Origin of the sequence: Chryseobacterium sp. KBW03, assembly GCF_003852415.1 — a bacterium.
GTDB classification, from domain to species: domain Bacteria; phylum Bacteroidota; class Bacteroidia; order Flavobacteriales; family Weeksellaceae; genus Chryseobacterium; species Chryseobacterium viscerum.
In genome coordinates this window covers 339,528-360,580 of record NZ_QAJO01000004.1, presented here as the reverse complement: position 1 = coordinate 360,580, position 21,053 = coordinate 339,528, and the positions used below count along the sequence as shown (strand labels likewise).

The following is a 21,053-nucleotide window of genomic DNA, read 5'->3' as shown; positions in this document are numbered from 1 at the left end:
GAATTAAATTAAAAATTTAGATAGAGCAATTTTGTCTGTATACTCTTGGAAATCAATAGACTTGTTGTCTTTGTCAAAAAGTCTATTTGTGGAACCTGTAAAGTTGTCACTGCCAAATTTTATGAAGGATAGACCATCTGTTGTAAAGCTTAGGGTATCCTCAGAACCAGAATAAGGAGGTTTTACAAATTTGAAATTTTTGATTTTGTCTATATCCACTCGAATGGTAACTCCGTTTTCTGTATTGGCAAAGGCTTCAAGACCATCTATTCTGGAAAGGCCACCAGCTAAATCACCATAAAGCTTCACCAGGGAATCTGTTTTAGCCCATTTTGCATCTCTTACGACTTCAATGGTTTGTCCCATACATTCGTATTTTCTAGGAAATTCACCTACATCATCAAGGTCACCGATGGTTGTATAAGATCCCGCATCTAACTGTTTTAGTGAAAACTGGATTTGCTTAATGCTTGATTTAGTTCCCATTAAAGAATTATCTTTTACAAAATTGCTTTCAGTGATAACATCACCCGGCACTTCAAAATCGTTAGGATCTTCAGCTGTAAAAGGTAAAGCGTGCCCCACTTTTAAGCCGATGCTTTCTGCCTGAAGAATATTTAATGGAGTAGGAAGTCTCGTGATCCAGGCTTTTCCTTGTTTTTCTCCTTTTGGCTGCTTCATTTCATCTACAATAGATAAATAAAGCTCATCACCAATGACAGGAACTTCTCCACCACTCCAGATTTTTCCTGTTGCCATATAGAACTGGACAGCATCTTCAAATCCCGGGCGAACGGTTGCAACCACTCTTGCCATACCACTTTGTAAGAACGCTCTGAATAATGGATCTACATCTTCGGACTGATAAAGGTTAGCCCATTCTGTTTTATTAGCCCAATAATAGGGATACAGATAATAAGAAAGGTTTTCCCATTCAAAAGCCTGTTCCATGAACTTAAGGAAGGCAGTATATTTATCCAGTTTTGATGACAAATCCGTTTCATAATCTGTAAAAGTGCTCCCAGTTGTTAATCCTGCCATACCATATCCTTGCGTAGAATTAGCTGACCTGTTGATCATATAAGAGATACAGTTTTTACGAAGAACCGTGTTTTCAATCTGACGATAGAATCCTGGGTTAGAGCCTTTAATCTGGATGCCTGTAGCTTTTTCTTCAGCTATTTTCTGCTCGTAAATTGCTAATGCTTTTTCGTAGCTGTCTATAATGGCTTTGAATGTTTTTTGGAACCATGCGTTTCTTGCTTCAGGAGTTAATTCTAAGTTCAGTTTTAGGGTTCCCTGCATAATTGGACTTTCCCCTGTGGCAAAACTAAATTCCAGTTTATTTTTGATGTTAAGGGTGGTAGTCTTTCCACTCATTTGCGTACTGTTGGGTGAACTGATCCAATAAGTACCCTGCCCTCCAATAGTCATGAAAGCCTGATGAGCTCCTTTGAAACCATGTGGATAAGTCTGGAAAGTATAATCAACATCTTTTAATAAATAACCCTCCGGAACTTCTACTTCTCCGTTACCATTGACGATCTGAACTTTATCATCATCTTTTCCTCCAAAGTTTCCGTCACGTCCACTAAAGGATTTACTGATAGCAAAAGATTCAGCAGGTTTTTCATCAATTTCAGCATTATATTTACTCACCCAGTGCTTTAATGCAGCGTCATTACTTAAGAAAGTATAATTCTCCAAAGGTAAATTGCTTGCTTTTCTAGGGTCTTCAGGCTTTACAAGATCACTTTTTGTTGCTGAATTATCCAGAGTCATGCCCAATGTATGAAGTTTAGCCGGCTGAGGAATCATAAATTCAAACATCAGACGTTTTCCATAATTATAGATCTGGTTTTTCATTAGTTTATCTACCCAACGGAAAACGCCTACAACATGCTTGTCTCCTTTTGTATTATCAAAGCCGTGTTTGTTGTTTTCTTCAAACTCTTCAATGATTTTTTCGATCCTTTCCTCATGAACTTTGGTCACCACTCTGTCTAATGCTCTTGCTGTAACATCTTGTGCCTGAGTGAGTGCCTGTCTTGTACTTTCCTCTTTGGATGAATGACTGGCATATCCTCCTGCAATTCCGGTACTTATAGATCCACCACCTGTCAGCTTCCATTGAGCATCAAAATGTGCCTGTACATTGGTATCCCTGGATTCCTGCATCATTTTGGCAATTTCAGTCTGCATTTCAAATCTGGTAGCAGTCGTTGTATCTGTAAGTTTCTCTCTTTCAGTATCTGAAGAGGTAGTGGTTGTATTTTCGCTTCTTCTTAGCCTTCTTGTTGCTTTTTCGCGATATTCACGAGCCATTACGTTTTCAATGTGAGCGACTTCTCCTTCTACATAAGCATGAGTAGTTTGCTCTACCTTAAGATAATCTGCAATCCCAATTTGTTTGAATCCAAATCCTGAAGGAATGTAAGCATCATCCGGCTCTTCGATAGGATCCTTAATTTCATTTACAAATTCAAAAGCCGACGTGTAGCAGGATTTCATCGTGATGATCCTTGGGTTGAAAGCAGTTACTTTACCATTCGTAAAGGTGATCTTAACATCCATTGTGAAGTTCTCTGTCTGAGCGATGTATACCCCGTCTGTAGTCGCTGATGCTAATAATTTACTTAAAAAGATCTTATTTCCGACACGGCTTTTTTCAAAATAAGTTCCAGAAATAGGGCCTGCATTGGTGTAAAAAGTATAACTCATGCTGGCTACATTCCAGGAAGCATCAGGTACATCAATAGATAAATCCAGAGAGGTGAGTCTCATTATAAATTTCGGACATAACTGATACGTAAAAGGAATGGTTTCTACTCTGGAAACAGGAAGCAGGACTCCGCCAATACTGGTATAGGATTCAGAATTATCTATGATGTTATCTAAGATAAGCTTGTTGGCTTTTTCCGTTGCATTTGATATAATATCTTTTACTTCAGAGAAAGTATTCCTGCCTGCCAGTAAACTATCGATGGTCCCTGTATTGTCCATTTTTGCTTTAACCGGTTCTGAAAAATCATAGTCTAAAAGAGACAAAACGGTATCAATGCTGCTTGGTTTCAATGCATTGACAAGTGTTCTTGCATCAATTTCAGGACGGAATGGAAATTCGAATTTAGGAAGTTTCGGATAAGGAATTGCTTCCGGCTGGTGACAAGGGTCTGCGGGGTTATAGGGCTGGTCAGGTTTTCTGATTTCACAGTATTTTCTTCTTGCTTCTTCTAAACGAACATAATATTCATCAATGATTGATTGATTTTTTTCATTGTGCTCTTCTTCACTTCTTTTATATTCCTGTGCATACTCTTTATTATATCCGGTTTCAATAAGAGAGATCTCTTTTGTTAAAACTTCATATCTGCTAAGTAAAGCCTTCGCTTCCTGAATCTTTTGCTGCTTTTCCATGTAAGCAGAAGGAGCGGTAATTTCTCCGGATTCTCTTCCTGCCATTTTTGAAGCGAGACCAATTGGATTCGCATCCGGAGTATCCAGCATCAGTTCTCTTGGAATTACAACTCTTGCAGATAATAGATCTTTGTATTCATCTCCGACTGGGTCTGAATATTTAGGGTCAAGAGTATGAGCAGCCAATAAAACCTGCATCAATCCTTCTTTAACATAAAAGTCTTTTTGAGTAGCAATCTGATAAATTAAGTTATTCCATAAATTGATAAGATTAGGGAATGCATAAGAAGGGGAAAATTTTACCTGATTCTTTTTCTCATTGAATTGATTATAAGAACATGTGTTTTTGTTTTTAGCAAGCCATAAAGCATAGTCATATACTACTGTATAAACTTGTTTCAGAGTTTTAGTATCCGGAATGAAATTACTGTTTTGTTTATACAGTTGGGCTCTTTCTTTTAATACTCTTAGTTTAGAGCCATTGTTTGAAGCCACAGGCTTGTAGAAAGAATCATCGTTTTTTAAGCTATCCGGAATGGTGATGAATTTTTTGTTTTCCTTTTTTTCATCAGGAAGTTGCGGGCTTCTTAAGCTTACAAATCTGAAAAGTGTTTGTGATGGGGTGTTGTCAGCTGAAGAAGCAGCCATTTTGTTTTCAGTATTACTCATTTTGTAATTTTGTTAGGTATTTTATTAATTGAGTTAAAATTTTAAAACTTCTTTTTAATAGATAGGTCTCAGGTTGTAGTCTTATTTTTTTAGGTGGTTTCAGACAAAAGATATCCACCTTTGCTCTTGATTTTCAGATTCATTGTTTGTTGTTTTTTTAGAAATTTTCAGACATAGTTCTGGCTGTCCAGCATTTTTGTGAATGGTGAATTCAAAGGTGTTGGGAATGTTTAATGAAACTGCTGTACGCGTATTAGAGGGATTTCAAAGGTAATGTCGGACAGCGTCAGAACTTGTCGTGTTTTAAATTTTTATTTAAAATGTATCTTCTTCAAGTTGGTCTTCTTCAAAGTCTCCTCTGAAGAAATTTTCAATGTCATTGAGATAGTTTTCGTAATCCATCTCAGTATTTTCGATATCGCTCCATTCTATGGTATAGAGATCTTCATCGAAGAGTATATTGTGATTGGGTGTTTCTATGTTTTGTGTTATAAGGTGTTGGTTATAGTTTGAACATACTTCAGGCTGTTCAGCATAGGTGAATGTTGAATTCAAAGGCTTTTAAAAGTTTTTATAGATTGTTGTTTTGTGTTTTTTTGATACTCCAAAGATAATGGTGCGAAACGACAAAACTTGACGTGTTAAAAAAAGATTTTCTAAATTTTCAATATAATCTTTAGAGCTTATATTGATCTATTATAAGGTTAAAAGATTATATTTTATTTTTGATGAGTTTTTGAACAATCTGATTCAATGTTTCTCTGTTATCATCAATATAGCTTAATCCGGCTTGTATCAGATTTTCAATATTAGACCTTCTTACATTATCCATTGCCGGAGAGGCATTTTTCAGTGAAGGATTCAAGCGGTAATAGTTCTTTTGATTTCGGAGACCTAAAGTCTGAAACATCTGCTCCAGCTGATAATCTACTGTTTCAGCATTCGCAGACATCAGAATGTCAATAATTGGACTTACCCAGCCTATTTTTCCTGATTTTTCGAGTCTTTTAAAAGGATAAGGTCTGGCTTCAATTCCAGTTCCGATAGAAACAATGATCATATCATTTACACTCGGATGATTGGCTTTCTGATGATTTTTCAACACTTCTGCAAAAGGAATTTTTCTTGCTTCCGCATACGCACAAAGCGACGGATTATTGGCAAACATCCCTCCATCAATCAGACTGAAAATCTGTCCATACATCGATTTGATCTGAACAGGGCTGAAATAGGTGGGAGCCGCCGAAGTCGCCCTGCAGATATCCTTTACATAGAAGTTGTCTGTGCTGAGGTTGGCTTTCCATGAGTTGAAAAGTTTTGCTCTTCTGTTTTCTATGTCGTAACTTGTTATCAAACATGGTTTTATTAATTCTTTTAATTCTAAATTTCCAAAAAAATCATTTAAATTCTTTTCAAGAGCTTCCTGAGAAATTCTTTCATTCAATAATCCGAATGGATTGACCAGCTTTTCCCAAAAAGAAACCTGGAAGATGTCGCCGCCCTTTTCAGCATATAATTCCAGTCCTTTCTGAATAGAATATTTTGCTTTTCGGGTTTCATCAGGAGATAGAATAATAGAAGCAATCAGACCTCCGGTGCTGCTGCCTGCTACCAGATCAAAATAATCTCCGAGCTTGGCGGTCGGTTTATCATAATACTGGAGCTGCTCTTCTATGTAACGCAGAATAATGCAGGTGATGATTCCCCTTATTCCACCTCCGTCCAAAGAAAGAATAGTCGTCTTTTTCATGTGATATTTTTAATGGTTTTTTAAAAGGACACATGCAATCTTAAATTTGCAGAACCTATTGATTTATCAGAAAAATAATAAGGTTTCATACTTAGATTTCATTGCTTTTTTCGTTGTTTTCTTATAAAGCAAAGGTAGGCTGGGGAAGCGACAGAACGTGTCGTGTTTTAATTATTTTCAAATAAATAATCACTAAAAAACAACATAATTCTGCTTGTCTCTGGGCATCTTCAACAGTGTTCTCCAGCTGGTTTTTACGAGGCCTTTTTGGGAAGGAATGCTTTTCTTTTCGAAGTGGGGAAGGTCCTTGAAGGTTTTCCAGTTTCCACCCCAATCCCAGCCATGGCGGGCAAAAATCTTTACACACTCGTACCAATCCGCAACTTTGTCATTATCCCAGTCTTTTACGGTATCCCAACTAGCGGTTTTTCCATCTATCATCAGGCAGATATCCACAGCAAGGCCATAATTGTGAATGCTTTGTCCGGCTTTAGCATTGGTCACCTTTTTTCCTGATGTAATTCTTCCGATGGCATAAAGCTTTTCCTGTTCTTCAAAAGATCTTAACCCTTGAGTGATTCGTATCTTGGCTCTTCCGGTGAGTGCTTCATCACATTCCTTTATAATCTGCTTCACTTCATCTCTTACCAACGGGTGAAGTTTCTGAATTCGTTCTAAGGTTACTTTGTCCATATTTCTTATTGTTATGATACAAAAGTATAGAACGGAAGCGACGAAACTTGACGTGTTTTATTTAAAATTTGTTTAAAATTTCACAATATTCAATCTGAGATAAAAAGGGAATATGAAAATAGATTTATGACATCAAATTAATCTGTGAGCATAAAAAAAACAAGAAAAAAATTGCTTTTAAATTTTTAAAAATCAAATAGAAGTAGTAAATATGATGGACAAAAAACACAATATTAAATGCATACCATCTTACCTTTTTTACTGGCTATGGTAGCAGCCATCGTGCTGCTAAACATGTGGGCTACCAGATTAAAAATTGCTTATCCGATTTTACTTGTTGTATTCGGGCTTTTCGTTTCTTTTATACCTGGTTTGCCTGTTGTAAAGATCAATCCGGATCTTATATTTTTTATTTTTTTACCTCCTCTATTATTTGAAGCAGCATGGTCTATTTCCTTTAAAGAGATGAAAAGATGGTGGCGTATTATTGGAAGCTTTGCCTTTCTGGTCGTTTTTTTTACAGCGCTGGCAGTGGCGGTAGCCGCTAATTATTTTATTCCAGGATTTACGATTGCTTTAGGGTTCTTGCTGGGAGGAATAGTATCTCCTCCTGATGCGGTAAGTACAGGAGCTATTATGAAATTTGTAAAAATACCAACCACTACATCCGCTATTCTGGAAGGAGAAAGTTTACTGAATGATGCCTCCTCACTTATTATATTCCGTTTTGCTTTGATTGCCGTAGGAACCGGACAATTTGTATGGCAGGAAGCTTCTTTAGACTTTTTTTGGATGATTATTGGAGGGGCTGGAGTTGGCTTGCTGCTCGCCTGGATTTTTGTCCAGGCTCACAAGCGTCTTCCTACAGAACCCTCGTCAGATATTGCATTGACTCTTATTGAACCTTATCTCATGTATTGGGTGGCAGAACAGTTTCATTGTTCCGGAGTTTTAGCGGTCGTTTGTGGAGGTCTGTATATGTCTGCCAAAAGGATGATATTTTTAAACAGCAGCAGTCGTATAAGAGGCTACAGTGTATGGGAAAGCTTTGTATTTATTCTGAATGGGATCGTATTTTTAATTATTGGGCTTGAGCTTCCCGAAATTGTTGGCGGATTGCGGTCAGAGGGAGTTCCTCTGAGGATTGCCATCCAGTATGGAGTTTTGATAACGGGCATTCTCATTGCCGCCAGAATAATAAGTGCATATGCCGCCATGTTGGCTACTTTGATTTTTCGGCCCAGTGTAGCACCACGTGCATCTTCTGCGAGAAGACGTTTGCTGATGCCGCTTATCCTTGGATGGACGGGGATGAGAGGTGTTGTTTCATTAGCTGCTGCATTAGCAATTCCGATCACCCTTGAAAACGGACTTCCTTTTCCCAACAGAAACCTTATTCTGTTCATTACTTTTGTTGTGATCTTACTTACATTACTGGTGCAGGGACTTACGCTGCCATATATTATCAGATATGGACATGTATTTGATGATTTTACAGATGAAGAGAAAGACAAACAGGCCAGAGAAGAAATAAAACAAAAACTGAAGCAGCATGTTTATCATTTTCTTAAAAATAAGCATGAAAGCGAACTGAGCAGCCATGCCGGAATAGAGCGAATGCTGAAACATTGGGAAGAAAAAATACAGTCCGATGGCACAGAATGGATGAATGAAAAAACAAAAGAGGTCTTTTTTGAGATGTTAGAAAGCCAGAGACAGTTTCTTGCAGAACTCAATAAGGATATTTCTATCGATGAAAGTATTATTCGTCACCAGCTTTATCAGATTGATCTTGAGGAAGAGCGTTTAAAAATGATTTAAGCTGCAGAATAAGTATTAAATAATAATGTTTTTGAAAACAAAATTAAAGCACTAATACGACAAAACGTGTCGTGTTTAAAATTTTATTCATTTGTTTTCCAGATTGTTAAATATGATGTTAATTATAGTCTAAAAGATTATTTTATTCTTTAAAAACTATAATTTTGTATAGATATTTCTTATACGCTTGTCATGTACGCTCTGGTAGATTGTAACAACTTTTTTGTTTCCTGTGAAAGGACTTTAGATCCTGCACTTGAGGGCAAGCCCGTTGTGGTTCTTTCCAACAACGATGGCTGTGTTGTATCGCGAAGTAAAGAAGCAAAAGATCTGGGAATTCCTATGGCTGCTCCGGCATTCAAATATAAAGAGCTTTTTCAGAAACATGATGTGAAAAGCTTTTCCGCTAAATTTGAACTGTATAATTATAAAAGCCAACAGGTCATCAATATAGCCAAATCCTACGTTATTGATCATGAAGTGTACAGTATTGACGAGCTTTTTCTTGATTTAACAGGCTTTAAGTATATTGATATGCATGAATACTGCCTTAAAATCAGAGAAGAGATTCTCCATAAAGAAAATATTCCCGTGAGTATAGGAATTGCGCCTACCAAGACCTTATGCAAAGTGGCGAACAGAATTGTAAAGGATTTTCCTGATAACTTTAAGGGAGTTTATATTTTAGATACTCCCGAAAAAATTGAAAAGGCATTAAAATGGCTCAATATAGGAGATGTATGGGGAATAGGAAGAAGGCTTGCCATTAAAATGAATGACAATGGCGTCTATAAAGCCTGGGATCTTCTTCAGAAACCCGAAATGTGGGTCAGAAAAATTATGGGAATTCATGGAGTAAGGATGATTCATGAGCTGAAAGGAATCCGCCAGCTGGAACTGGATTCTCCTTCTCCTAAAAAATCCATCGCGGTTACCCGAAGCTTTATGCAGATGCTTACTAAGAAAGGGGAAGTAAGAGAAAGGGTGGAAACTTTTGGAATGTACTGCTCAGAAAGATTGAGAAAGCAGAATACCTGTTGTAAAACGATCACCGTTTTTGTGCAGACCAACCGATTCAGAAAAGATCTTCCGGAGTACAGGAATGCTATGACCCGGATTCTTTCCAATCCTACCAATTCATCCATTTTGATCGGAAGAGTGGTCAATGAGCTTTTTGAGGCCGTTTATAGAGAAGGGTTTCATTATAAAAGGGCAGGAGTAATGGTGAATGATTTTGTTCCCGAAGATCAGAGACAGATCGGCCTTTTTGAAGAAGATATACAAAACCAGCATCTTCCTGTGATGAAAGCGATGGATGCCATGAACAGAAAATTCGGAAAGGATAAAGTCCGTCTTGGAAGCATGAGTGGAGAAAATACTTTTGGACGAGCAAAACTGTCTCCCGAATATGAAGCCTTCCTGAAACAGAATACCTTATCGGAAGCAAACTTCAGATTTCATTAAGAATAAAAATTTTCTTCAAAAAACAAAAATTCTTTAAAAATTTCCAATAAAATAGCATAAGGGTTTTATTTTAAGTAGTAAAATTCCGTATTTTGATAATGTAAAATAAAGTGTTATTTTGCTTGTTTTCAATGTTTTAAGTGTTTGTGGTTTAAATAGTGCTATTGTATGAGATGGGCTTTTGCATTTATCTTTGGCCAAGAATTGCACACGATTTAAAAACCACAAATTACATGAAAAATCTAAGTATTTTGATGAAGGGAATCCTGATTCTCTTATGCTTTACCATAAGCCACTCAAAAGCTCAAGTAGGTATTAATACTTCAAACCCTCAAACCACTTTCCATGTGGATGGGGCAAAAGATAATCCCTCATCCGGAGCTCCATCCTCTACTCAAATAGCTAATGACGTTGCCATCACTTCTGCCGGAGAAATAGGAATTGGAACTTTAACACCAGCCGTTAAGATAGATACTCGTTCAGTAACAAATACGGACAACTCAATCGGAATAGGAGAGACCAGCCAGACCGCCTCAGCAGCAGGTGGAGGTGCTGTAAGATATAACCCGCTGAATGGAGGTAAGATACAGTATTCAGACGGGGTTGTATGGCAGGATCTTATTTCTTCTCCTACCAAAGCGGTAGTAGTAGCTAATCTTCAGGCAGCGAACTTTGCCGTTAAAATTCCTTATCAGGTTTCTACAGGTATTGCAGGATGGACGGAAGTTTCTGACCCAACAGGAAACTTTACTCCCGGAACAGGTATTTTTACAGCCCCAAGAACCGGAGTATATCTTGTTTCTTTTACGTATGATTTTGTAAGAATTCCTATAGTCTCGGGTTATTTTTCAGAAGCGAGATATGTTGTAAATGGAAACAGTACCATAAAAAAATGCGTAAAATCTTACTCAAATATTTCAAAACAGGCACAGGTAGCAGGCTCGTGCGTTGCCGGAGTTCAGCTGAATAAAGGAGATACTCTTCAGCCTTATATCTATCAGTCTGTTTATAATGGCAGCCTGAGTTTGAGAACAGATACATCTTCTGCAAGTAATGAATATGGCTTTGTAAATCTTTCTATTTTAGAACAATAACACATTTTGATATGAGAAAAAAATTAGGACTGGCTTTACTCATTTGCTCTGGCTTATGGATGAATGCTCAGATAGGAATCAATATGTCTTCTCCGGAGGGAGCGGTACACATTGACGGACAGAAGAATACAAGTGTTTCAATACCCTCCACTTATTATGATGATGTAGTTATTACCCCTTCCGGAAATGTAGGGATAGGAACAAAATCTCCGAAAACAAGACTGGATCTCCGATCAGGAGAACGTTTAAATGCAATAGGAATTGGAGGTACTTCACAATCTGCTGCTGCAGCAAAGACCGGAGCGCTGAGGTATAATTCCGGAACTCAGGATCTGAGCTATTCTAACGGAACTTCTTGGGTAGCACTGGCTCATAAAGCTCCCAATGATTTTGTGGATGCAGAAAATGCTTCTACACAAAGTTTCAGTGACGGAATACAAGCTACCGTTATAGACTGGACTAAAAAAACTGATGTAAATAGCAGCTTTAATGCAGGGACAGGAATTTTTACCGCTTCAAAAACGGGAGTATACATCGTATCCTTTACCTTTTCACTGACTTCAGGAAGCATTGCGGATGATTCAAGGTATGAAACGCTGATTCAAACCAATTCCACATCTTCGGCAACAGGTAAGGTTTTCAAATGTGTAGGAAGTTATCCCGGAAACAATACGATTGGGAACCGTGTTGCAGGGAACTGTTCCGGAATTTTTAACCTGAACCAGGGAGATAATATTACCGTAAGCCTGAATCAGAAACTGGGAAGTTCAAAAACACTGGATACAGATTCTACACTTACTTCTTTAAGTATTTTCGGATTATAAAAAAATAGATGATGAAAAAGAATTGTTTACTGATTTTAATGACCTTAAGCTTCCAATATGCATTTTCACAGATTGGAATCAATACTCCAAATCCACAAGGAATTCTGCATATTGACGGGCAAAAAGATAATCCTTCGTCAGGATCGACATTTACTCCGGCCCAGCAGGCCAATGATGTGCTTGTGAGCAGTGCGGGAAAAATAGGAGTAGGAACTTTGAGCCCGGCGGCAAAAGTAGATGCCAGAAATTCCGGAAACGGAGCTATTGGTTTTGGAACTTCTACACTCACAGCGGTTGCGGCAGATGAGGGGGCAGTACGCTATAACAGCGGAGTGGAATATTCCAACGGAAGCGAGTGGCTTCCTTTGCTTACAGCACAACCCGCCAGTAATAAGGTGATTGTTATTGCAGCCAAAACGACTAATAACGTAAAGCTGGCAACTCCCTCTATACCTACTGTAACAAATGGCTTGCAGAACAGAGCCAGTAATTATCTTGTAGACTGGAGTAAGACCTTTGAAAGTAATTCAGGGACGACTTTTAATGCGGGTACAGGTATTTTTACAGCCCCCAGAAATGGAATTTATGTTGCTACTTTCACCACAGATCTGGCTCCGTTAGCCATTAATTATACTACAGATCCTTTAAATCCTATTCAGATAGAAGCGATCTGGCAGCTTTATGATAATACAACAGGATTGGCTGCCATCAATATTGTCAATACTGTAAAATGTGCCAATACCATGTCCTCAAACAGTGTAGGAAATATTGATGCAGGAAGTAACTGTACAGCTTCATTCTACATGACGGCAGGGCAGAGGCTGATGCCTTACATCTGGTTTAATTTAAATAACTCAAACGTTGCGAATTTTTCGCTCAATAATACGGGAGGTTATAATAACCTTACCATAGCAGAACAGTAATCAGGAGATTTCATCAAGGGTTTTAATAAAAGCAGACGGATGCAGTCCTGTGATCTTTTTGAACTCAAGAGAAAAAGCACTGTGAGATGAATATCCTGTGATTTCAGCAAGGTGATTGATCTTGTACTTTCTGTATTGTGGCTCATTTTTCAACTGATTGACAATATAATTGATCCTCAGGTGATTAATGTATTGGTTAAAATTGAATTTTTTATGTTTCTTAATAACCGTTGAAAGGTATTTTGTATTGATATTCAGCGTGTTTGCAAGATTATAACGAGAAATGTTTTTGTTGTTAAACTCAAGGTTTTCTTCAAAAATTTTTAATCCATCTAGTATGTTTTCCTCTACTTCAGGCGAAATTTTTATTTCAATCGGAGTAGAGGTGTTTTTTGTCTGAATATCTTCAGAAGCTTCCTGTGGATCTTCTTCATAAACAACGGGAGAAATCCCTTCTCTGTAAATTTTAGCAACAGTTTCTTTATGCTTTTTACGGAGACGGATGGTATTGAAAATCGCAGCTCCTAAAACAAGAATCAGTGCAAGACATGCTATAATAAGCCCTTTTGAAGTGCTGTGGCTTTCATTAAGCTGTTGATGAAAACTTTCCTCTTTTTTGGATAATGTTTTGTTGACGGCCATGGCTTTATTGTAAGCAATGCTGTCTTTTAATGTAAGATTTTCAATTTTATATTTCTCGGTATTGGAATCATCGTGAAGCAAGGCATACGCTTCTTCAAGATTTTTGGTAACCTCAATCTTTTTTTCATTGAAACCATACCGGTCTACAATCGCCAGAGATTTCTGATAGTAAAGCACAGCACTGTCCGGTTTATTCTGTTTTGAAAATGAAAATCCTATATCATTAAGAATGTTGGCCTGGAGATAATAATTGCTTTCCCCTACCAATGAAAGAGCATTTACGAAATAATATTTGGCTTCCTTGAATTTTTTTACTTCAGATAAATTATACCCCATATTGGTATAAGCTGAAATCAGCAATTCATTTCGTCTGGTTACATTTTTAAGTTTCTTAAATTCCTGAATGGCACCTGTAGAATAGTACTCTTTCTCTTTATACTGGTTCTTATTGAGAAGGATCAGAAAAGAATTAAAGATCATACCTTTCAGCTCATGTCCTTCTTCCGTATTATTGTTTTTTACTTCTGCCAGAGCATTTCGAAGGCTTTTCGAAGATTCTTTAAGCAGCCCAAGCTTTGCATATTGAGTTCCCTGCATCCTGTACGCCAGTGCTTTCCCGATGCTGTAGTCACTTTGGATAGATACTTTAAGCGCTTTGTCTGCAAAATCAAGGCTTTTCTCGGCATCAGATTTCAAATAGCTGTTGAAAGACTTTAAATAATATGCCTTTGCAAGAAATTCCGGCAGATTTCTTCTCTGCGCAGAATCAATAATCTTATTCAGAACAATTTCCGAGCTGTCCGGATTTTTGGATGAAAGCATTCGGGCATACCTATATTGCCCTTCAAAATCAAATTTTTGAGCAAATGTAAAAATTGAAATAATAAGGAAGAAAAAGTGAATAATTTTTTTCTTCATTGGATATGTGTTTTTATTTTCTCTCATACTTCCAGTTACGGCCTTTACCTTCAGCGATCCATTCCAGAGCCTGTTCCATTCTCTTATTTCTGGTCACCTCTGTTTTAGCATCAACAATCCAGGAGATATATTCTTTTCTGAATGATGGTGAAGCTTTTTCAAAAACTTCCAGAGCCTTTGGTTGAGTATCTAAAGCTGATTGAAAGTAATCCGGAACTTCCATTTCCGTTTTGGAAGGGGCCGATTTCTTCATGGCAACTCCCATATCTGTAAGTTCCATGGCTTCTGTAATGGCACTTTTAAGCTGAGGTTTAGATGGAAGGTCTTCCATACTGGTGATTTTTCCTAAGCTGAACATTGAGTTTTTTTCAATATCCTGAGTGATTTCCTGCATGGTTTTCATTTCTTTTTCCAGCCAGAACCCAAATGTACAGTGCTGTTTAAAAGAAGCCATGGCACAAAGATTTTTTCCTTTGTAGATAAAATGGGGAAAACTCCATTTCATGGTTTCTTCTGCTTCTGGACAGAACTCATGCACGGTTTCACGGATATAATGCAGTATCGGTTTGGCAAAATCCTGGGATTTTTCAATATAAGCATCTATTTTTGAGCTGTATTTTTCCATCATTTCTATTGGAATAAAGATACAATTTCATTTACAAAGAATCTAACCTGATCAGGTCTTCCTCTATCGTTTTTAGGGTTGTTGGAATAACTTCCGGTTTTTACAATCACCATATGGTGCTCCGGAACCATAATAATATATTGTCCCTGCAATCCCAGGAAATAATAATGTTTGATAGGATTATCATGATTGATCCAAAGTCCCATCCCATAGATGTTTTCGGATTTTTCTGTAGGAGTTCTCATCTGTTCAATAAAATCAAGGTTGAGAATTTGCTGATCCTCAACTTTTCCATCATCCAGAAATAATTGTCCCAGTTTGGCAAAATCTCTTGCATTGGAATGAATACAGCAGTAGGTTTTTTCCATTCCATAATCGTCTGTACTCCATTTCGCATTTTGTTCCATTCCCAAAGGAACCCAGAATTTTTCTGATAAGTATCCAGCCAGTGGCTTATCGATTGCTTTTCTAAGGGCAAAACCAAGAAGCTGTGTAGAACCGCTTTGATATTCAAATCGGGTTCCCGGCTCTTCTTTGAAATTTCTTGGGAATACGGCTTTTACAAGGCTCTTTCCGTAATAGGCTTTGGCATTAGGAAAAAAGGGATTGTTGTAATTTTCATTCCAGTCCAATCCGGCTTCCATTTGAGCTAAGTTTTTAAGGGTAACTAGGTTTCCTAATGGCTTATTTTTAAATTCAGGATAAAAATCAGAGAACTTTTCATCAATAGAGGGAATAATACCTTCTTCCAGTGCTTTTCCCAAAAGCATGACAGTGACCGCCTTTGCCATAGAAAAAGAATTGGTTTGCGACAGTTGATTGTACCCGTCCCAATATTGCTCATGAAGAATTTTCCCATTCCGTATCACTACAAAAGATGCTGTTTTGGAGTGCTCTAAATTTTCAACTAAATGTTTCGGTAATTCTTTTTTATTGTAATCAGAATCTTCTTCCCACAGCCTGGGTTCTTCTGTAGCAATAGGATTGCTCGGGAAAAGATTTCCGTCATCAATATAGGCACTTGATTTTCCTTTAAGATAGGTTTTGGAGATACCACTAAATAAATAATCATATCCCAGAAAATAAGCTGCTGCAGCACCTGCTACGGCTCCGCCTATCATATACTTTAGTATTCTCATTTTTTCATGAATGGGTCTCTAACAAATTTAGAATAATTTGGCTATAAAAATTAAAATGAATCATCAAATACGTTATTTTTGTTCTTATTGATGAAAACTATGACCAGAAAACTAATTGTATTGGGCTGCTTCCTATTTTCTATAATGGGAATGTCACAGATTTACAAGCCTATAGATACTGCAGATTACATACAGAGAAAAGCATTTTTAAATAATTTTGAAGCGAATAATGAAGCGACTGTAAAGAAATTAAGGTCCCAATATTCCGGGAAAACAGGTTCTCAACTCTCCAAAATTTACAAAGAATTTGGAACTGACTTTGAAAAGCAGGTGAAAAATAAGGATTTTATCTTTAAATCTGAATTTGAAACCAGTATACACTCTATGATTCAACGTCTTAAAAAGAATAATCCTAAAATTCCTCAGGATCTGAAAATTCTGATTGCAAAAGACAATACTCCCAATGCTTATTGTCTTGCTGACGGAACTTTTGTAATCAATATGGGGCTTTACAGCTGGCTCAACAATGAGGAACAGATTGCTGCCGTTATTTCTCATGAGCTGGGACATAAAATGGAAGAACATTCCCTGAAAACCTTTTTAAAAATTATAGAACAGGACAAGCTGGATAAAGTACTGGTTGAGAATATAAAATCTACTACAACGAACCGAAGTCAGAGCCAGAATCAAAAAGCTTTTGATATTGTAAAAAATACCGTGTATAAAAAAAGCGTGGAAAGGAGACAGAGTGAAATGCAGGCAGATTCTTTGGGCTATGTTATTTTTAAAAACAGCGATTTTAAGAAAGCAGAATTTGTGAATGCTCTTCAGAGGCTGCAGGATTTTGATACGATTTCACCCAGAGAATTGAAGGTAGAAACGTATAAAAAACTTTTTAATCTTCCCAAACAGGCTTTCAATGAAAAGTGGATGAAGAAGGAGGATTTTTCATTATACAATTATAATTTCTACAAAGAAAAGCTGAATAAAGATTCTCTGGCTTCTCATCCTGAGGTGTCCAGAAGAATTGAGATGCTTAAAAAAACATTTGCAGAACTTAAAACACCTGTTGCTCCAGATAAACCCTCAGATCTGTTTGTAACATTAAAGAAAGCAGCAAGAATGGAGATTTTACCCAATTATTTCCACTCAGAAGACTATGGACTGGGAATTTACACCGCCATGCAGTTTTTACAGGATGAAGAGGAAGAAAAATATTATAAAAGCTGGTTAGGAAGATGTTTTTCCAAAATATATGAAGCGAGAAAAAACTACAACCTAAACCGATATCTGGATAGGATAGAATCCAAAAATCAAAGTGAAAGTTATCAGCAGTTCCTGAATTTTATGTGGAACCTGAGTTTGGATGAAATAAAGAATATTGCAGAGTATTATCAGACGAATGAGACATTGGCAAAAGTAAATTGATAGTAATTAAGAGATCAATAGGAACGGCTTTAGCCCGTTTTAAAATAATAAAAAATCCACTGGCCTTTAGCCAAAACATACAAAAAAGAACCCTGATGAAAATTCAGGGTTCTTTTTTGTATTAGTAATTTAATTTCTCCAAACGGATCTTATTAAATTTTTCTTTCTCATTATACTCACGAAGCAGTATATAGCCTTCTTTTCCTACGTAAGGTGTTACTGTATAATTGTCTTTTTCAGAAATAGGAACAATTTCCTGTTTGAATTTCCCGTCAATAATGGTATTGATGAATAAATTCCATCTTTTTTGCCTAGTCACTTCATCTTTCTGGTAGTCACGATAGAAAAATACCACATCTTTTCCTCCATTGAGGTATTGTGAGAACAGATAATCACTGTTTACCCATTTTGATTTTTCCTTTTCAAAAACCTGAACATTTTTTACTTTGAAATCTTTATCGGTGTAAATGTAAACAAGATCAGTGGTTTTAGGAGCCGAATATTGGCCTGCCGGTTTATATTTTTCAGATAGAATCCCTACACTTCCGTCATTCATAAAATACATGTCCTTAGTCTGAAGCATATAGCCGCTTTCTACCATACCATTCCTATTGACTTTTGGAAGAAATGCAGAAATATTAGGTTCATAATTAATCGCTTTGGTATCTACTGAAAAATTAGATTTATTGACGATCATTCTTGCAAATCCTACTGATTCAGAATCATCATAGTTTCTTCCCAATAGAACTACTTTATCATCAAAGGTTTTATCATTGTCAATCTTTCTGTAATTAGAGTAGAAGGATTCAATATTGTCTATGGTGTCATCTGATAATCCGGTAACTGGCTTATTGGAAGTTTCTTTTCCGGTTTTCATATCAAGAACAAGAAGACTGAATGTTTTCTGCTTCTCATTGACTTTTTTCATGATGCAGTACATGTAGTTTTCGTCTCTTTCCAGAACAGACAAGGTGGTATAAATTTTCTTGCTTCCGTCTGTATTATACCTGTACCTCCAAACCTCCTTTTTGTTTGGATCAAACTTTATAAGGCTGTTGCTGTTCTCGTACTTTCCATAATCTTTGTATTCAACAGCAAAATACCCTCCTTCTTTCAGTTCTCCTACAGCAGAAACGTAGTTGTAACCTTTGTCTTTTTTCTCATCACGGTTTTCTTTACGTTGTTCTTTCCAGCTCTTAGGTTCATTGATCTCTTTGAAAGTCCCATTTTCCAGATAGTCATAATATATTTTTCTGGTAATAGAGTTGGTTTTTGGATCGATTACCATAGAGACGGGAGTAAATACTTCTCTGCTTTTTACCAGAGAATAATCCATCATGGAAGGTTTTAAGATAATCTGACCCTTAAAATCAACATATCCTACATAAGATGCTGCGGTGATATCTCCTTCAAACTCTTTGTTGGCAACAGGGTTGAGGTTTTTGTCTAATACAACGTATTCAAATTTTTTGGTCTTATCACCGGATTTTCCGTAAGAATATAGAGAAACGTAACCGTAAAGATTGTCCTTATCATCGAATAGAGCATTCATTCCCACATGATCCCCGGCAGCTAGTGTTGTCAAGTCCTGGGTTTGGGCAAATGCCAATGTCTGGATCACTCCAAACATTATGAGTGTTATTTTTTTCATGGTTAAAATTTGAGGGATAAAAATAATAAATTAACCCATATGTTGATAAAAATAAAAAAGCCCTGCGAACAGGGCTTTTAAATTATAATTTAGAGAGTAAATTTCTGAAGTTGGTTTTCTCATCAATGATTCTTCTCAACTCTGAAACAGGAACTCTTTCCTGCTGCATCGTATCTCTGTCTCTGATGGTTACTGTATGATCTACAAGAGAGTCGTGGTCTACAGTGATACAGTAAGGAGTACCGATGGCATCCTGTCTTCTGTAACGTTTTCCGATCGCATCTTTTTCTTCGTAGAATAGGTTGAAATCATATTTCAGATCGTTGAAGATTGTTTCTGCGTATTCTGCCAAACCATCTTTCTTCATCAAAGGAAGAATAGCTGCTTTGATTGGAGCAATCGCTGGAGGTAAAGATAAAACAGTTCTTTCAGAACCATCTTCCAATACTTCATCTCTTAGACAATGTGAGAAAATTGACAGGAATAATCGGTCTAAACCTACTGAAGTTTCCACTACATAAGGAACATAGTTTTCATTTCTTTCAGGATCGAAGAACTGAAGTTTTCTTCCAGAGAATTCTTCATGCGCTTTTAAATCGAAATCCGTTCTTGAGTGAATACCTTCTAGTTCCTTAAATCCGAATGGGAAGTTAAACTCAATATCAGCAGCAGCATTCGCATAGTGAGCCAATTTTTCATGGTCATGGAATCTGTAGTTGTCGTTTCCTAACCCTAGAGCCAAGTGCCAGTTCAGACGCTTTTGCTTCCATTGCTCGTAGAATTCCAGTTCCGTTCCCGGAGCTACGAAGAACTGCATTTCCATCTGTTCGAATTCACGCATTCTGAAGATAAACTGTCTTGCAACAATCTCATTTCTGAATGCCTTACCGATCTGTGCGATACCGAAAGGAAGTTTATGACGTGAAGTTTTCTGTACATTCAGGAAGTTCACAAAGATACCCTGTGCTGTTTCAGGTCTTAAATAAAGATCCATTGCAGAGTCTGCAGAAGCACCAAGCTTTGTTCCGAACATCAGGTTGAATTGTCTTACTTCCGTCCAGTTTCTGGAACCTGTATCAGGATCTGCAATTTCAAGCTCTTCAATCAATGCTTTTACATCAGCAAGATCTTCATTTTCCAGAGATTTTGCCAGTCTTGAAAGAATAGCTTCTCTTTTTGCTCTGTATTCCAAAATTTTTGGATTCGTTGCAACAAACTGATCTTTATCGAAAGCCTCCCCGAATCTTTTCGCAGCTTTTTCGATTTCTTTATTCTCTTTATCTTCAATTTTAGCACAGTAGTCTTCCACCAAAACGTCTGCTCTGAAACGTTTCTTAGAATCTTTATTGTCAATCAATGGATCGTTGAAAGCGTCTACGTGGCCTGATGCCTTCCATGTTGTAGGGTGCATAAGGATCGCCGAATCAATACCCACAATATTCTCGTTAAGCTGTACCATAGCTTTCCACCAGTATTGTTTGATATTATTTTTAAGTTCGGCCCCGTTCTGTCCATAATCATAAACAGCGGATAAACCATCATAGATCTCACTCGATGGGAAAATAAAACCATATTCTTTAGCGTGAGAAATCACTTTCTTGAAAACATCTTCTTGCTTTGCCATAATTTTTACGTCTGATGTGCAAAAATAATGTTTTTTATTGGGAAAATATTAATACCTGTAAGATCCTACATTAGAGATGGTCATCAAAAAGCATCCTCCCGCACCAATGATAAATAAAATACCGGCAATAATGAACAGTAATATCTTTGCTATTCTGTATTTTTTTAATGGGACAAAAATAATTGTAGCGATCGTTATAACAACAGCGATCACAATCAATTTTACAAAAAAACCAAAATAGTCTGTCATTTTTTTTTAATTATGGTAAAACCTTATACCAATATAGAGATTTTATTTGAAGTTTAATGATCATCCTATTAAGGAGCCGGGAACCTGCTTTCGCTGCTCGCTTTTTCTGGTATTTGGCGGCG

At 37.0% G+C, this 21,053-nt stretch carries 16 protein-coding genes; 6 read left to right on the top strand and 10 right to left on the bottom strand.

Annotated elements, in window-relative coordinates; all coding sequences use genetic code 11:
• Window positions 1–3 precede the first annotated feature (3 nt).
• The 4 genes from DBR39_RS24230 to DBR39_RS09595 form a co-directional block, all read right to left on the bottom strand.
• The gene (locus DBR39_RS24230) at window positions 4–4,086 is read right to left on the bottom strand and encodes a hypothetical protein (protein WP_185147165.1); all 4,083 of its coding nucleotides are present in this window, start codon (window positions 4,084–4,086) and stop codon (window positions 4–6) included.
• 315 nt (window positions 4,087–4,401) lie between these two features.
• A complete protein-coding gene (locus tag DBR39_RS09605) occupies window positions 4,402–4,641 on the bottom strand; it encodes a hypothetical protein (protein ID WP_124532577.1) in 240 nt (79 codons plus the stop codon).
• A 157-nt stretch (window positions 4,642–4,798) separates the two neighbouring features.
• Window positions 4,799–5,836 (bottom strand): patatin-like phospholipase family protein, encoded by a 1,038-nt coding sequence (locus DBR39_RS09600; RefSeq protein ID WP_124532575.1) that lies wholly within the window; start codon window positions 5,834–5,836, stop codon window positions 4,799–4,801.
• A gap of 192 nt (window positions 5,837–6,028) precedes the next feature.
• Window positions 6,029–6,529 carry a M15 family metallopeptidase gene (locus tag DBR39_RS09595; protein WP_124532573.1) on the bottom strand — a complete coding sequence of 167 codons (501 nt, stop codon included), beginning with the start codon at window positions 6,527–6,529 and terminating at the stop codon, window positions 6,029–6,031.
• A 237-nt stretch (window positions 6,530–6,766) separates the two neighbouring features.
• On the opposite strand from DBR39_RS09595, the gene DBR39_RS09590 reads away from it, so the two are divergent.
• The 5 genes from DBR39_RS09590 to DBR39_RS09570 all read left to right on the top strand — a co-directional run bounded on the left by DBR39_RS09590 (window position 6,767) and on the right by DBR39_RS09570 (window position 12,655).
• On the top strand, window positions 6,767–8,350 hold the full coding sequence (locus DBR39_RS09590) for a Na+/H+ antiporter (protein ID WP_124532571.1): 1,584 nt from the start codon (window positions 6,767–6,769) through the stop codon (window positions 8,348–8,350).
• 192 nt (window positions 8,351–8,542) lie between these two features.
• Window positions 8,543–9,814, top strand: coding sequence for a Y-family DNA polymerase (locus DBR39_RS09585; protein WP_124532569.1), 1,272 nt, complete (start codon window positions 8,543–8,545; stop codon window positions 9,812–9,814).
• A gap of 233 nt (window positions 9,815–10,047) precedes the next feature.
• Window positions 10,048–10,908, top strand: a complete 861-nt coding sequence (locus DBR39_RS09580) for a hypothetical protein (protein ID WP_124532567.1) — start codon at window positions 10,048–10,050, stop codon at window positions 10,906–10,908.
• 11 nt (window positions 10,909–10,919) lie between these two features.
• A complete protein-coding gene (locus tag DBR39_RS09575) occupies window positions 10,920–11,732 on the top strand; it encodes a hypothetical protein (protein WP_124532565.1) in 813 nt (270 codons plus the stop codon).
• Between the two features lie 11 nt (window positions 11,733–11,743).
• Complete coding sequence (locus tag DBR39_RS09570; RefSeq protein ID WP_124532563.1) at window positions 11,744–12,655, top strand: hypothetical protein; 912 nt, start codon at window positions 11,744–11,746, stop codon at window positions 12,653–12,655.
• On the opposite strand, the gene DBR39_RS09565 is transcribed toward DBR39_RS09570, so the two are convergent.
• Genes DBR39_RS09565 through DBR39_RS09555 form a run of 3 tightly spaced genes read right to left on the bottom strand, consistent with a single transcriptional unit; the run spans window position 12,656 to window position 15,979 of the window.
• Window positions 12,656–14,215: a helix-turn-helix domain-containing protein gene (locus DBR39_RS09565; protein WP_185147164.1), complete on the bottom strand. Its 1,560-nt coding sequence runs from the start codon at window positions 14,213–14,215 to the stop codon at window positions 12,656–12,658.
• 13 nt (window positions 14,216–14,228) lie between these two features.
• Window positions 14,229–14,843 (bottom strand): YdeI/OmpD-associated family protein, encoded by a 615-nt coding sequence (locus tag DBR39_RS09560; protein ID WP_228447807.1) that lies wholly within the window; start codon window positions 14,841–14,843, stop codon window positions 14,229–14,231.
• A gap of 2 nt (window positions 14,844–14,845) precedes the next feature.
• On the bottom strand, window positions 14,846–15,979 hold the full coding sequence (locus DBR39_RS09555) for a serine hydrolase domain-containing protein (RefSeq protein ID WP_124532559.1): 1,134 nt from the start codon (window positions 15,977–15,979) through the stop codon (window positions 14,846–14,848).
• Between the two features lie 99 nt (window positions 15,980–16,078).
• Between DBR39_RS09555 and DBR39_RS09550 the strand changes: the two genes are divergently transcribed.
• Window positions 16,079–17,407 (top strand): M48 family metalloprotease, encoded by a 1,329-nt coding sequence (locus DBR39_RS09550; protein ID WP_228447806.1) that lies wholly within the window; start codon window positions 16,079–16,081, stop codon window positions 17,405–17,407.
• A 121-nt stretch (window positions 17,408–17,528) separates the two neighbouring features.
• On the opposite strand, the gene DBR39_RS09545 is transcribed toward DBR39_RS09550, so the two are convergent.
• The 3 genes from DBR39_RS09545 to DBR39_RS09535 all read right to left on the bottom strand — a co-directional run bounded on the left by DBR39_RS09545 (window position 17,529) and on the right by DBR39_RS09535 (window position 20,931).
• Complete coding sequence (locus DBR39_RS09545; RefSeq protein WP_124532555.1) at window positions 17,529–19,058, bottom strand: hypothetical protein; 1,530 nt, start codon at window positions 19,056–19,058, stop codon at window positions 17,529–17,531.
• 82 nt (window positions 19,059–19,140) lie between these two features.
• Window positions 19,141–20,682 carry a glycine--tRNA ligase gene (locus tag DBR39_RS09540; RefSeq protein WP_124532553.1) on the bottom strand — a complete coding sequence of 514 codons (1,542 nt, stop codon included), beginning with the start codon at window positions 20,680–20,682 and terminating at the stop codon, window positions 19,141–19,143.
• Between the two features lie 48 nt (window positions 20,683–20,730).
• Window positions 20,731–20,931: a hypothetical protein gene (locus tag DBR39_RS09535; protein WP_124532551.1), complete on the bottom strand. Its 201-nt coding sequence runs from the start codon at window positions 20,929–20,931 to the stop codon at window positions 20,731–20,733.
• Window positions 20,932–21,053 lie beyond the last annotated feature (122 nt).

Bases quoted from the DNA above. Each gene is read 5' to 3' on its own strand.
- DBR39_RS24230 (WP_185147165.1), bottom strand. From the start codon at position 4,086: ATGAGTAATACTGAAAACAAAATGGCTGCTTCTTCAGCTGACAACACC.
- DBR39_RS09600 (WP_124532575.1), bottom strand. From the start codon at position 5,836: ATGAAAAAGACGACTATTCTTTCTTTGGACGGAGGTGGAATAAGGGGA.
- DBR39_RS09595 (WP_124532573.1), bottom strand. From the start codon at position 6,529: ATGGACAAAGTAACCTTAGAACGAATTCAGAAACTTCACCCGTTGGTA.
- DBR39_RS09590 (WP_124532571.1), top strand. From the start codon at position 6,767: ATGCATACCATCTTACCTTTTTTACTGGCTATGGTAGCAGCCATCGTG.
- DBR39_RS09585 (WP_124532569.1), top strand. From the start codon at position 8,543: ATGTACGCTCTGGTAGATTGTAACAACTTTTTTGTTTCCTGTGAAAGG.
- DBR39_RS09580 (WP_124532567.1), top strand. From the start codon at position 10,048: ATGAAAAATCTAAGTATTTTGATGAAGGGAATCCTGATTCTCTTATGC.
- DBR39_RS09575 (WP_124532565.1), top strand. From the start codon at position 10,920: ATGAGAAAAAAATTAGGACTGGCTTTACTCATTTGCTCTGGCTTATGG.
- DBR39_RS09570 (WP_124532563.1), top strand. From the start codon at position 11,744: ATGAAAAAGAATTGTTTACTGATTTTAATGACCTTAAGCTTCCAATAT.
- DBR39_RS09565 (WP_185147164.1), bottom strand. From the start codon at position 14,215: ATGAAGAAAAAAATTATTCACTTTTTCTTCCTTATTATTTCAATTTTT.
- DBR39_RS09560 (WP_228447807.1), bottom strand. From the start codon at position 14,843: ATGATGGAAAAATACAGCTCAAAAATAGATGCTTATATTGAAAAATCC.
- DBR39_RS09555 (WP_124532559.1), bottom strand. From the start codon at position 15,979: ATGAGAATACTAAAGTATATGATAGGCGGAGCCGTAGCAGGTGCTGCA.
- DBR39_RS09550 (WP_228447806.1), top strand. From the start codon at position 16,079: ATGACCAGAAAACTAATTGTATTGGGCTGCTTCCTATTTTCTATAATG.
- DBR39_RS09545 (WP_124532555.1), bottom strand. From the start codon at position 19,058: ATGAAAAAAATAACACTCATAATGTTTGGAGTGATCCAGACATTGGCA.
- DBR39_RS09540 (WP_124532553.1), bottom strand. From the start codon at position 20,682: ATGGCAAAGCAAGAAGATGTTTTCAAGAAAGTGATTTCTCACGCTAAA.
- DBR39_RS09535 (WP_124532551.1), bottom strand. From the start codon at position 20,931: ATGACAGACTATTTTGGTTTTTTTGTAAAATTGATTGTGATCGCTGTT.